Here is a 12181-nt window from a genome sequence, read left to right on the forward strand (position 1 = left end):
TTCTGCATCGCGGTCGCGGTCCGCGAGATGGGGATGACCCCGGACGAGGCGGTGCACGCGGCTCCCGGGGCGCCCTCGGCACGCTCAGAGCCCGAGCTTGCGCCCCGCCTCGGCGGCCTGCTCGACCCAGCGCCCTTCGTCCGCCCGCTGGCGGGCGTACAGGATCCCCAGACCGAACGCCACCTCGCCCCGATCCGCGGTGGTGGCCAGGTCGGCGAGCGCCTGCTCGCCCATCACCCCGTCCTGGTGGGCGCCGAGCGGTTTCTGGACCTTCTTCATCCGGCGGACGGTCCTGTCGGCGGGCCGGCCGGCGTACCCGGCGACCCCCTCGGCCGCGTACCGGGCGCGCTTGGCGGCCTTCCGCGCCCGGTGCAGTTCCTTGTCGCGCCGGGACCCCGGTTCCAGCGCGAGCGCGTCCCGCAGGCGGCGGACAGTGCGCCGGCGCTGCTTGCGCAGCATCCGGCGGGCCTCGGAGCGGCCCCGGCGGGCGCGCCCGTTCAGCGGCGGGTCGGCGACGAACCGCTCCAGGGCGTCCAGCAGCGCGAAGTAGCGCCCGCCGTCCATGACCCGCAGCACCTCGCGGTGCGCCTCCCGGTAGCGCTTCCGGTACCCGTCCCGGATCGCCGCGCCGACCTCCGCCGGATGGCCGGCCTGCGGCAGCGCGGCGGCCTGCTCGCCCAGGCGCTCGGCGAGCACCTCGGCGTCCCGGGCACCGCCCAGGACCCGGCCGAACCGGCGCAGTTCCCGGTCGAGGTGGTCGGCGGCGGGCCGGTCCAGGATCCGCCGGTGCGCGGCCATCGCGCTGCGCAGCCGCCGGACGGTGACCCGCAGCTGGTGCACCGCGTCCGGTTCGTCCAGCCGTACGGCCGGATCGAGCCGCAGCAGTGCCGCGTACCGGGTGCGTAGGCCGACGGTGAGGGCCTCGCCGATCGAGGACGGCGGGTCGTCGGAGCCGGCCCCGTCGTACCGGGCCGCCGCCTCCGTCGGGCCGCCGGCGGCCAGCCGGTCGGCCAGGGCGCGGCCGAGCTTGGACCCGGCGGCGGAGCGCTGCAGCCCCCGGACCAGCAGCCGTGCCTCGATCTCCTCCAGCAGGCCGGGGTCGCCCCCGGCGAGTTCCACCTCGGTTTCGATCCAGGTGGTGGCCGCCTCCGGGGCGGGGTCGTCGCCCACGGCGGGGCCGCCCAGGGGCTGGGCGGAGACGGTGTCGCGGGCCAGCTCGGCCAGCGTGCGGCCCTTCTTGTCGACCAGTTCGGTCAGGTCGCGCCTGGTCCGCAGGTGCGCCACCGGCACCACCGGCTCGCCCCGGGCAAAGGCGCGGGTCCGCGCCAGCAACTCGGCCGGTGGCCGCCGGTCGTCGCCGGCACCGAGCGGCAGCCGGGTCTCGGTCCGGGCGTCCTGCGACCCCGGCGTCTTCAGGTGCCAGCCGGGGTCGTGGCCGCCCGTCCGCCGGCGCAGCGTGATGCCCCGCCGAAGCAGGCGCAGGTCGGCGGTGTCGTAGTACACGGCGTCCAGCTTCTCCGCCGGCCCCGACCGCAGCCGGGCCACCCGTGGCAGCCCCTCGGTCGACAGCGGGCGGTCGATGGCTCCGTCGTACTTGCGTTCGATCTCCACGTGCGCAGTCGCCATACGGCTCGTCTGCCCGGCCCCGTCCGATCGAACCGACCACCCGGGCCGTACCGATCACCCGGGCCGTACCGGTGATCCGGGCCGACCGACCGGCGGCGCGGCGGCCCCTGGCGGACCATGGAGGCAGGGCGTCGGCCACCGGGCGCCGACCAGGACGGAAGCAGGTGCGCCGTGCACGGCGGTGCGGACGGACAGCTCGGCCCGGTGCTCGCGAGCCTGCTGGAGGCGTCCCACCGGGCCGGCCCGCGCGACGTGCCCGGCCTCCTCTGGCGGGCCGCCCGCCGACTCGGCCTGACCCACGTCTGGATCTACCTCGCGGACGTCCAGCAGGAACAGCTGGTCGCGCTCCCCGCCCCCGAGGCCGGCCGGGAGGTGCTGCCCGGTGCCCCGCACGGGCAGGGCGTCCTGGACATCGACCGCTCGCTCGCCGGCCGCGCCTACCGCACCGAGAAACTCCAGCTGGGCTCGGGCGCGGACGGGACCGCCGCCGGTCCGGGCGAGCGGACCGGCGAGGAGGAGGGCGCCGAGGTCGGCTGGCTGCCGCTGATCGACGGCATCGGACGGATCGGGGTGCTGCGGGTGGCCGCCCCCGTCCTGGACGGCCCCGCGCTGGCCCGCTGCCGGGCGCTCGCCTCGGTCGCCGCGGTCATGATCGCCACCAAGGCCCCGTTCAGCGACGTCCTGGTGCAGACCATGCGCAGCCGCCCGATGACCCTGCAGGCCGAGCTGCTCTGGGCCTTCGTCCCGCCGCGGACCATCGGCACCCGCGCCGTGACCTCCAGCGCGGTGCTGGAGCCGGCCTACGACGTCGGCGGCGACGCCTTCGACCACAACCTCTCCGGCCACAGCCTGCACCTGACCCTGGTCGACGCGATGGGGCACGACCTCGCCTCCGGCGGCTGCAGCGCGGTCGCCCTGGCGGCCTGCCGCTCCACCCGCCGCGCCGGCGGCACCCTCCCGGACATCGCCGAGGCGATCGACACCAGCCTCGCCCGGTGGATCCCCGACCGGATGCTGACCTGCGTGGTCGGCGACCTCGACACCGGCACCGGCCGCTTGCAGTGGATCAACTGCGGCCACCCCGCCCCGCTGCTGGTGCGCGACCGCCACATCGTCGACGGAGCCCTGGACCGTCACCCGCACCCGCCGTTGGGCCTGCCGCCGGGGCTGCACCGGCCCCGCCCGCCGGTGCACACCGCGCAGCTGGAGCCCGGCGACCAGATCCTGATCCACTCCGACGGTGTGCTGGAGCCGAGCCGTGGCGGCGGCGAGCTGTTCGGCGAGGATCGGCTGGCGGCCACCGTCTCCCGGGCCATGGCGGACGGCCTGCCCGCACCGGAGGCGCTGCGCCGGCTGATGCAGGCGATCCTGGCCCACCAAGGCGCGCGGCTGCGGGACGACGCGACCATCATGCTGGTGGAGTGGCACCCGGGGCGGTGACCCCGGGTGGCGAGCCTCGCCGTGGCCCCCGCTCAGAGCGCGCGCAGCGCCGGCAGCAGCTCCTTGCCGGCCCAGTCCAGGAACGGCTGCTGGCTCGCGCCGCCGACCTGGATCAGCGCGACCTCGGTGAACCCGGCCTCGGCGTAGGCCCGCACGGCGTCCACGAACTCCGCCGCGTCGTCGCCGCACGGCATGGCGGAAGCCACGTCCTGCGGGGTGACGAACCGGCTCGCGGCGGCGAACGAGGCCGGTCCGGGCAGCTCGGAGTTGACCTTCCAGCCGCCGCCGAACCAGCGGAACTGCTCGTGCGCCCGGGTCACGGCCGCCTCCCGGTCCGGGTCGTAGCAGACCGGCAGCTGCCCCACCCGGGGCTTGCCGGCCCCGCCGTGCCGGTCGAAGGCGTCCAGCAGGGAACGGTCAGGTTCGACGGCGATCACCAGGTCGGCGTGCTCGCCGGCGAGCCGGCAGGACTGCTCGCCGGAGACGGCGATCCCGATCGGCGGCGCCTGCTCGGGCAGGTCCCACAGGCGCGCGGACTCCACCTGGAAGTGCCGGCCGCGGTGGTTGACGTAGCCACCGCCGAACAGCGCCCGAATGATGCCGACCGCCTCGTCCAGCATCTCCTGCCGCACGTCGGCCGGCGGCCAACCACCACCCACCACATGCTCGTTGAGGTTCTCCCCGGAGCCGAGGCCGAGCCGGAACCGGCCCTCGGACAGCAACTGGACGGTCGCCGCCTTCTGGGCCACCACCGCCGGGTGGTAGCGCACGGTCGGGCAGGTCACGTACGTCATCAGCGGGATCCGCTCGGTGGCCTGCGCCGCCGCGCCCAGCACGCTCCACACGTACGACGCGTGGCCCTGCTCGTCCAGCCAGGGGAAGTAGTGGTCGGAGGCGACGGAGAAGTCGAAGCCGACCTCCTCCGCCCGCACCACGTCCGCCACCAGCTGCCGCGGGCCGGCCTGCTCGGTCATCATCGTGTACCCGATACCAACCATGCCGGGCGCCTGCCCGACGCCCGCCGGCGGAAACGGCCCACGAGCGGGTGCCGGGACCGGGCGCGGTCGCGACCGGCGGCCCCGGGCCGTAGCGTCGGGGTCGGACCCCGGACGCGAGGAGGGCGGGCCGATGGCGCCGACGGCGATGTTCGACGTGGACGGGACCTTGCTCGACACGAACTACCTGCACACGACGGCCTGGGTGGAGGCGCTGGCGCAGTACGGACACCACCCGGCGACGGCCCGGATCCACGCGGCGATCGGCATGGGCGGCGACCAGTTGCTCGACCGGCTGCTCGGCGCCGACCGCGACCGTTCCGCGGACGAGGCGATCAGCGCCGCCCAGAAGGCCCTGTACGCGCGGTTCTGGCCGGGCCTGCGAGCCTTCGACGGCGCCGGTGACCTGCTGCGGGCGGTCGCCGCCAAGGGGTGGACGGTGGTGCTGGCAAGCTCCGCCTCCGGCCGCGACCTGGCGGTGATGCGGCGCGTGCTGGACGCCGACGAGGCGATCGCGGCGGTGACCGGCGCGGACGACGTGGCGGCCAGCAAACCCGCCCCCGACCTGGTCCGGGCCGGACTGGAGAAGGCCGGCGCCGAGCCCGGGGACGCGGTGTTCGTCGGGGACACGCTCTGGGACATCGAGGCCGCCGCGAAGGCCGGGGTGCCCTGCATCGCCGTGCTCTCGGGCGGCTGGAGCGAGCGCGATCTGCGCGCCGCCGGGGCGCTGGAGGTGCACCAGGACGTCGCTGCCGTGCTGGGACGCCTGGACGACAGCGCCCTCGGGCAGCCCGGCGCGCTGCCCGGGCACGGGCGGGCGGCGGCCGGGAACGGGTGACCCGAGCCCCGTGGTGGCCGGGTGACGGCGCGTCATATCGGCCGCGGTGAGCCTTTGCTGAGCCTCAAGCCTGCCCTAACGGAGCCTTAAGTCCGTTGGCCTGCAGGCATTTTGGCTGGTCAGAGCGGTTGTGCGCGGGCCGTGAACATTGTCGTGGCGCTGGCCGGTGCGTAGCATGTGGGCCCCTTGAGAGCGCTCTCGCGCGCTGGTTCCCCACCACCGAAGGGAAGTCCCTCCGATGACACCGCGCCACCACCGCCCGCTGTCCCGCCGCAAGTTGTTCGCCGCGACCGCCGTCGCCGCCCTCTCCGTCGCCGCCGCGACCAGGTGGGTCGAATCGAGCGCCCTCGCCTCCACGGCCGCCACCCTGCCGCTCGACCTGGTCAACACCACCGGGAACGCGACCGTCTACGCCTACGTACTGGGCCGCGACCCCGCGGCGGGCGGTGCCTGGGCGTTCATCCAGGCGGACGGGAGCACCCTCCACCACCCGCCGTCCCCGGCCAACGACCAGACCCCGCTGGGTGTGGACTGCGCGATCGCCCTCAACGGCCCCGGGGCCGGCCCGCGCCGGATCACCCTGCCCCGCCTGGACAGCGGGCGGATCTACTTCTCGGTCGGCGCCCGGCTCACCTTCCTGATGAACCGCGGCGGCGGCCTCGCGCTGCCATCCGTCAGCAACCCGAGCGACCCCAACGCCGGTGTCCGGCACGACTTCTGCGAGTTCACCTACAACACCGACCAGCTCTACGCCAACATCACCTTCGTCGACATGGTCGGCCTGCCGATCTCGTTCCGGCTGGACACCGCCCAGGGCACCCAGACGGTGCGCGGCCTCCCGTCGGACGGCCTGGCCCGGGTGGCCGCCGCGCTGCGGGCCCAGTCGGCCGCCGACGGCAGCGACTGGAGCCGGCTGATCGTCCAGCGCGACGGCGCCGACCTGCGGATCCTCAGCCCCAACCTGGCGATCCGGGGCAACAACGCGCTGTTCGCCGGGTACTTCGACGACTACGTCGACCAGGTGTGGAACGCCTACCGGAGCAAGGACCTGCGGATCGACACCCAGTTCACCTGGGGCACCTTCACCGGCCGGGTGTCGGGCGACACGCTCACCTTCCCCGGCGCGGGCAGCTTCGCCAAGCCGTCCACCCTGGCCGTCTTCTCCTGCAGCGACGCGCCCTTCACCACCGGCAACGACCTGATGGGCAACCTCAGCGCGCGGCTGGCCGCCGCCTTCAACCGGACCACCCTGCTCGACAACCCCCATCAGCCGGACGGCGAGAACCCCGCCGCGTTCTACACCCGGGCCCGCACCAACCACTACGCCCGGATCCTGCACAGCACGACACCGGACGGGCTCGGGTACGCGTTCCCGTACGACGACGTGCACCCGGCGGGCGTGGACTTCGAGGGCAAGGTGCAGTCGGGCAGTCCGAACCTGTTCACCATCACCGTGGGCGGTACGGCCGGTGGCTCCGGGCCGGGTACGCCCACTCCGACGGCCACCGCCACCGTCCCGCCCGGCGGCGGCACCAGCGCCTTCGCGAGCATCCAGGCCGAGGCGTTCAGCGCGCAGTCCGGCGGACGGGCCGAGGCCTGCTCCGACAGCGGCGGCGGCAGCGACATGGGCTGGCTGGCGAATGGCGTCTGGCTGAAGTACGCGGCCGTCGACTTCGGCGGCGCGGGGGCCACCCGGTTCAGCGCCCGGGTCGCGTCGGGCGCAGCAGCCGGCGTCAGCGGCCTGGTCCAGGTCCGGCTCGGCAGCCCCACCGCCACGCCGGTCGGCAGCTTCGCCGTCGCCTCGACCGGCGGCTGGCAGACCTGGCGCACTGTCCCCGCCGACATCGCCCGCACCACCGGCGTGCACGACGTCTACCTGACCTTCGACAGCGGCCAGGGCGCCGACTTCGTGAACCTCAACTGGTTCACCTTCGCCTGACGGCGCGAGCCACCACCCGCGGCCGGGCCCACCGAACGGCGTGGGCCCGGCCGTTGGCGTCAGGCGGCGGGCGCTGCGGGGGCGAAAGGGCCGTCCAGGGCGGCCCACTGCAGGAGCATGATGGTCTTGCCGTCGGTGATCCGTCCGTCGCGGGTCATGGCGAGGGCGTTGGCGAAGGGCAGTTCGAGCACCACTGCCCAGGCGGTGCCGGTGGACCCTGCCGACACGCAGCGGCCCGGTGAGAGCATGGGGCTCTCCCGCCGGTCGCCTCCATGCGCCTTCACGTTTCCGCCGGTCACTCAGGCGGGTGCGCGGATTTCTAGGAGGGTGGCAGGAACGCACGGGTCGGTGCTTTGTCGCAGGCTTGGTGAATCGCGGGTCACGGGCGACCAGCACTGGGGGCTAAGGTCACAAGGGGAGTCAGCCGGCGCCGCGGTCGAAGGCTGTTCGTATTGAGATCTAGGGTTGTGTGCCGTCGCGGGTCTGGACACGCAGGGAGCGCCGGCGGACGCTTTCGATCATGGAGTCTGCTGAGGTGCTGCCCGAGGAAGTGCTGTCCGCGATCGAGCGGCGCGCTGACGCCGCCACTCCGGGGCCGTGGGTCGGCTGGTTGGAGAGCCGACACGGAGTCGGCGGCACAAGTTTCATTCGGCTCCGAGCCGACGCGGACGGGGACGACGAGATCTACCTGACTCGCGCCACGGGCGGCTGCGCGGTGGTCGGGGCCGACGCCCAGACCGACGCGGATATCGAGTTCATCGCTGGCGCGCGCCAAGACGTGCCGCGCCTGGTGAACGAGATAAGGCGGCTGCGGGCGGTGGTGGATGGGGCACCTCCGGCCGACTGACAGGTGCGCCGATGCGTCTCGGCCGTCATGGCGGGCGGAGCGCGGCGGCAGCCAAAAGGACTCCGTCCGCGAAGCGAGGCCGCGCTGCCGGGCGACCTGCACCCGCCCGCGCGGCGTGCGGCACCCACCCCGACATCCACGGCCTGGGCAAACTCCGCTACGTCGTCGAACAGACCTTCGCCCTGCTCCACCAGTTCAAACGACTCGCCACCCGCTGGGAACGACGCCTCGACCTCCACGAAGCCTTCATCTCACTCGGCTGCACGCTCATCTGCTGGCGCCGTCTCAAGAAGGCCACGGCGTGACCGTGTGACGAGCTCGAGGGCGGTGAGGTGGCCCGCAACGTCTTGTGGCAGGCCCGGCTACTCCGTGACGGATTCCGAAATCTCGCGCCACTTGGCATCCGATTCGGCGAGGGCACTGGCCCCAGCGGCGGCGTACTGGACGGCGTCCTTGCCGATGAGGAGGCGCTGGGGTGCGTCGTCGCGGTCCACCAGGTCGTTGATGACCTGGGCGACCTTGGCGGGGATCGCGGGTTCCCGGCCGGATGCCTGGCGGAGCATGTCGGCGAAGGCGCCGACGGTGGGCTGGTAGGGCTCGCTGATCGGCGGGATGTCCATGGACGACCCGGCCCAGTCGGTGCGCATGCCGCCCGGCTCGATGGAGGTGACCTTGATACCGAGCGGGGCGACTTCCTGGGCGAGGCCGACGGAGAAGGCGCTCACCGCCCACTTCGACGCCTGGTAGGCGGTGAGGCCGGGGCCGGCGAGGCGGCTGCCGAGGGAGGAGATCTGGAAGATGTGCCCGGAGCCCTGCTCGCGCAGGGTGGGCAGGACGGCCTTGGTGACGTAGACGGTGCCGTAGAAGAGGGTGTCAACCTGGCGTCGGAAGTCCTCCAGGGATACGTCCTCGACGGCGGCGAGGTCGGCGTAGCCGGCGTTGTTCACGACGACGTCGTAACGGCCGAATGCCCTCAGCCCCTCTTGGACCGTCTTCTGTACGGCGTCGACGTCGGTGACGTCGAGCGGCAGGGTGAGGATCCTGTCGCCGTAGCGTGCGGCGAGGTCGTCGAGCTTGGCGGTGTTCCGGGCGGTGGCGACGACCCGATCGCCTGCTTCCAGGGCGTTCTCGACGATGGCGCGGCCCAGGCCGCGGGAGCTTCCGGTGACGAACCAGACCTTGGACATGAGGATGCTCGATTCCTGTCGGCGGCACCGGCGCGAGTCCCGCGCAGGCCGCTCGGATACGGACCCGCTGTTTCAGACCAGCGGTCTGTTATTGCCTTTCCAAGGTAAGGCACCGTCGGTCTGATGTCAAAAGACTGCTGGTCTGTAATATGGGCGCATGAGTACCTTCCAGCGCGCTCGCAGTGAGGAGCAGCGGGAATCCCGTCGCCGGGACATCCTCGCCATCGCTGCCGCCATGCTCGACGAGATGCCGGTCGCCACGGTCAGCCTGAACGAGCTGAGCCGACGCGTCGGGCTCGCCAAGTCGAACGTACTGCGGTACTTCGAATCCCGCGAGGCTGTCCTGTTGGAGCTGCTCGACCACGCCTGGAAGGAATGGTCGGCCGACCTTCCGGACCTGCTGACCGTCGGCATCGGCGCCGGAGACCCTGTGAACGTGCGCGGCGAGCAGTTCGCCGCGGCCGTCACCGCCTCACTGGCCGAACGACATGTGCTGTGCGACCTGCTCAGCGCGCAGGCCGGGGTGCTGGAACACAACGTGTCGCCCGAGGTGGCCGCCCGCTACAAGAAGGCCGCTGTCGCGAACGTCGGCGACCTCGCCGCACTCGCACGCGTCCACCTGCCGGAGCTGGGCGATCGGGCAGACCACCTGGCCGCTTCCACCGTGATGGTGATCGGCGCGGTGTGGACGCATGCCCGCCCCTCGCAGGCGATGCTCGCCGCGTACGAAGCCGATCCCACCCTCGCCGGACTCAAGATGAACTTCGCCGCGTCACTTCGCCAGATGCTGGCCACCCTCGTTGCGGGCACCCTCGCCCGCCCGTCGGCCTGACCGCGCCGCCCCCGCCCACACCTCACCATCTGGAGCAATCGTGCGCGTCATCATCTTCGGAGCATCCGGCATGGTCGGGCACGGCGCACTGCGTGCCAGCCTCCGCGACGACACCGTCACCGAAGTCCTCGCCGTCGTCCGCGGCTCTCTCCCGCTGGCCCACGCCAAGCTGCGGCAGATCATCCATACGGACTTCACCGACTACACCGCACTCCAGGACCAGTTGAAGGGCCTGGACGCCTGCTTCTTCTGCCTCGGCGTCTCCGCGGTCGGACGCAAAGAAGAGGAGTACGCGCACGTCACCTACGACTACACACTCGCCGCCGCCCGAGCCCTGCACGCCGCGAGCCCCGAGCTGACGTTCGTCTACGTCTCCGGCGAAGGCACCGACAGCACAGGAAAGAGCCGCCAGATGTGGGCCCGCGTCAAAGGCCGCACCGAGAACGAACTTCTCGACATGCCGATGACCGCGTACATGTTCCGTCCCGGCTACATCCAGCCCGTCGACGGCGCCACCTCCCGCACTCCGCTCTACCGCATCGTGTACCGCGCGACCGGGGTCCTGTACCCCCTCCTGCGACGCGCCTTCCCCCGGTACGTCACCAACACCGACGCCATCGGACGCGCCATGCTCGCCGTCGCCCGACAGAACGGCGCGGGCCCCACGGTGCTGCGCAACCCCGACATCAACCGGCTCGCTTCCGCCTGACCGCCACCCCCTGCCCTCGGAACGGTGGATGCGCCGACGACCGCCCAGCGGGTGCGACACGGGCTGGTCCGGGCACGAAGATCGTGCTACGAGTTCGAAGTACTCGCCGCCGTAGAGAACAGGGCGTGGTGCGTGCAGTCGGGAGCAACAGTCAAGAGTTGTGGATCGGGTCGTCTGCGTCGGTGACGCTGTCGTCGGGGCCGAGGAGGTAGGTACCCCGCGCGATGCCTCCCAGGATGCTGTCGGCGGTCGCTTCTGCGGTCAGGTGACTGGAATCCAGGACGTGGGTCTCGTAGACGCCCAGGTTGCTGAACTGGCCGTGCAACGATCGGATCGGTTCGGGGTCGGTCAGAGCGTCGCCGGTGCGGCCGGCTGCTCGTTCCAGCGTGGTCTGCTGGTTCGGCCGAAGGATGACGTAGCTCAGCGCCACGGCCTGCTCCTTGGCCGCGGCGCGGAAGAGGTCGATGAACCAGGGGCCGGCGATGCCGTCGTAAACCACGTGGTAGCCGCCGCTGGCGTAGCCGAACGCCGCCGAGACCAGTACTTGCAGGACCACCTGGTTCTGCCGATGGGCTTCGGGCAGGTAGGGCGGGATCCAGCCCTGCTTGATGTAGCGCCAGAAATCGTCGCTGTGCAGATGAACGCTGGGGGTCAGGCGATCGGCGAGCAGCGCCGCCACGGTGCTCTTGCCGGCTCCGGGCGGCCCGGTCAGGATGATCACCTGGCCGCGAACGGGGGTGGTCTGCTCGAAGGTCGGCGGGTTCATGCCGCCACCGTGGCACGTTCGACCAGCACACCGCTCTCGAATTTGGCTCCCGCGCGAACAAGGGGCACCAGGTGGCGCCGGTGATCGCATGCAAGCGGGTCTGTGCGGACTCGACGAGCTCGAACACCATGGCGAGCGCGGCGGCCGGGCTGCCCGCGCGGCGGGTGACCTTGGTCCGGAGCTTGACCGTCGAGAAGGTGACTCGGCGGTCGTTCATCCGGCGAGCGGTAACCTCGACCGGCCCGGCGGCGGTGACCACGGTGCGCGGCCGGTGGTGGCCGTTGCGGACCACGAGGCGGTGGCCGCGCTCGTCGGTCTTCGCTGCCGTCCCCGCGTCATGCCGGTCCGGTGCGGGACAGCCTTTAGGGTGCAGACATGGCTGTCATGGAGGTCCGCAACGATTCAAAGGGTTGGCTGGTCATGTGGCTTGAGCCACTGGGCGAGGATCGGTGGCTCAGGCCGGACGAGACGTTCCGGGTCCGATCCGACTACAACGGCGACGAGCTGGCCTTCTCCATAACCTTCTGGGTCGATGACAACGACCGGTCGGCGGGGATCGAAAACGTCGCCGTCTGGATCGAGAACGGCGATTGCTACGCGGAAGTCGTCGACACGGCGGGCAACCTCATCGAGTGCGGCCACCAGAGGCCTGCGGAAGTCGACAGGCGCTGGCAGGCCGCGCGCGACGAGGCGCAAAGGCCCGCAGCAGAGCAGCGGGCGGGAGAGCGGGCGGCCGGATGAACGAGCCGTAGCGGGCCGATGGGACGCTGCACTCGGCGGCGTCCCATCGCGACCTGGAGGGCGTGCACTACGGTCGAATGACGGACTGACGGCGCGGAGGAGGACCAGGTGACGCAACAACCCCACAACCCTGAGGCTGCGGCGCTCGCGCGGATGATGTTCGAGGTGGGGTCGCTACAGCGGCGGCTGACGCACCCGCCCAAACCGTTGGCCGGGCCCGAAGCCTGGCGAAGGGGATCGCGGCTGCACGCCCGACGTGCA

The 12181-nt window shown here is 72.3% G+C and carries 12 protein-coding genes and 3 pseudogenes; 8 read left to right on the forward strand and 7 right to left on the reverse strand.

Features of this window, described 5'->3' with window-relative positions; translation table 11 throughout:
* Window positions 1–84: 84 nt before the first annotated feature.
* Window positions 85–1626 carry a CYTH and CHAD domain-containing protein gene (locus ABT014_RS32345; RefSeq protein WP_350643058.1) on the reverse strand — a complete coding sequence of 514 codons (1542 nt, stop codon included), beginning with the start codon at window positions 1624–1626 and terminating at the stop codon, window positions 85–87.
* A gap of 171 nt (window positions 1627–1797) precedes the next feature.
* Here ABT014_RS32345 and ABT014_RS32350 point away from each other — a divergent pair, with 171 nt between their 5' ends.
* The gene (locus ABT014_RS32350) at window positions 1798–3066 is read left to right on the forward strand and encodes a PP2C family protein-serine/threonine phosphatase (protein ID WP_350643059.1); all 1269 of its coding nucleotides are present in this window, start codon (window positions 1798–1800) and stop codon (window positions 3064–3066) included.
* A 32-nt stretch (window positions 3067–3098) separates the two neighbouring features.
* Here ABT014_RS32350 and ABT014_RS32355 read toward each other — a convergent pair whose 3' ends face one another.
* Entirely contained in the window at window positions 3099–4064 is a 966-nt protein-coding gene (locus ABT014_RS32355; RefSeq protein WP_350643061.1) for an LLM class F420-dependent oxidoreductase, read from the reverse strand.
* A 130-nt stretch (window positions 4065–4194) separates the two neighbouring features.
* Here ABT014_RS32355 and ABT014_RS32360 point away from each other — a divergent pair, with 130 nt between their 5' ends.
* Window positions 4195–4899: an HAD family hydrolase gene (locus ABT014_RS32360; RefSeq protein ID WP_350643062.1), complete on the forward strand. Its 705-nt coding sequence runs from the start codon at window positions 4195–4197 to the stop codon at window positions 4897–4899.
* A gap of 238 nt (window positions 4900–5137) precedes the next feature.
* Window positions 5138–6838 (forward strand): glycoside hydrolase family 64 protein, encoded by a 1701-nt coding sequence (locus ABT014_RS32365; protein ID WP_350643064.1) that lies wholly within the window; start codon window positions 5138–5140, stop codon window positions 6836–6838.
* Between the two features lie 59 nt (window positions 6839–6897).
* On the opposite strand, the pseudogene ABT014_RS32370 reads toward ABT014_RS32365, so the two are convergent.
* Window positions 6898–7029, reverse strand: a pseudogene (locus ABT014_RS32370) (NUDIX domain-containing protein); the annotation flags it as partial.
* Between the two features lie 329 nt (window positions 7030–7358).
* On the opposite strand from ABT014_RS32370, the gene ABT014_RS32375 reads away from it, so the two are divergent.
* Both ABT014_RS32375 and ABT014_RS34635 read left to right on the forward strand, forming a co-directional pair.
* Entirely contained in the window at window positions 7359–7685 is a 327-nt protein-coding gene (locus ABT014_RS32375; RefSeq protein WP_350643067.1) for a hypothetical protein, read from the forward strand.
* A gap of 11 nt (window positions 7686–7696) precedes the next feature.
* A complete protein-coding gene (locus ABT014_RS34635) occupies window positions 7697–7990 on the forward strand; it encodes a transposase (RefSeq protein ID WP_502895139.1) in 294 nt (97 codons plus the stop codon).
* A gap of 57 nt (window positions 7991–8047) precedes the next feature.
* Here ABT014_RS34635 and ABT014_RS32385 read toward each other — a convergent pair whose 3' ends face one another.
* Window positions 8048–8872: an SDR family NAD(P)-dependent oxidoreductase gene (locus ABT014_RS32385; RefSeq protein ID WP_350643070.1), complete on the reverse strand. Its 825-nt coding sequence runs from the start codon at window positions 8870–8872 to the stop codon at window positions 8048–8050.
* Between the two features lie 157 nt (window positions 8873–9029).
* On the opposite strand from ABT014_RS32385, the gene ABT014_RS32390 reads away from it, so the two are divergent.
* Entirely contained in the window at window positions 9030–9704 is a 675-nt protein-coding gene (locus ABT014_RS32390; protein WP_350643073.1) for a TetR/AcrR family transcriptional regulator, read from the forward strand.
* Between the two features lie 40 nt (window positions 9705–9744).
* A complete protein-coding gene (locus ABT014_RS32395; RefSeq protein ID WP_350643075.1) occupies window positions 9745–10413 on the forward strand; it encodes an NAD-dependent epimerase/dehydratase family protein in 669 nt (222 codons plus the stop codon).
* 151 nt (window positions 10414–10564) lie between these two features.
* Here ABT014_RS32395 and ABT014_RS32400 read toward each other — a convergent pair whose 3' ends face one another.
* From ABT014_RS32400 to ABT014_RS34640, 3 genes and pseudogenes are all read right to left on the reverse strand, one after another.
* Window positions 10565–11179: an AAA family ATPase gene (locus ABT014_RS32400; RefSeq protein WP_350643077.1), complete on the reverse strand. Its 615-nt coding sequence runs from the start codon at window positions 11177–11179 to the stop codon at window positions 10565–10567.
* A pseudogene (locus ABT014_RS32405) lies at window positions 11176–11384 on the reverse strand (IS256 family transposase); the annotation flags it as partial. The gene ABT014_RS32400 and the pseudogene ABT014_RS32405, both read right to left, overlap by 4 nt.
* A pseudogene (locus ABT014_RS34640) lies at window positions 11367–11510 on the reverse strand (IS256 family transposase); the annotation flags it as partial. The pseudogenes ABT014_RS34640 and ABT014_RS32405, both read right to left, overlap by 18 nt.
* Window positions 11511–11554: 44 nt before the next feature.
* On the opposite strand from ABT014_RS34640, the gene ABT014_RS32410 reads away from it, so the two are divergent.
* A complete protein-coding gene (locus ABT014_RS32410) occupies window positions 11555–11920 on the forward strand; it encodes a hypothetical protein (protein WP_350643078.1) in 366 nt (121 codons plus the stop codon).
* Window positions 11921–12181 lie beyond the last annotated feature (261 nt).

The sequence above is a fragment of the Kitasatospora sp. NPDC094015 genome (assembly GCF_040304075.1).
In the GTDB taxonomy this organism is placed as follows: Bacteria; Actinomycetota; Actinomycetes; order Streptomycetales; family Streptomycetaceae; genus Kitasatospora.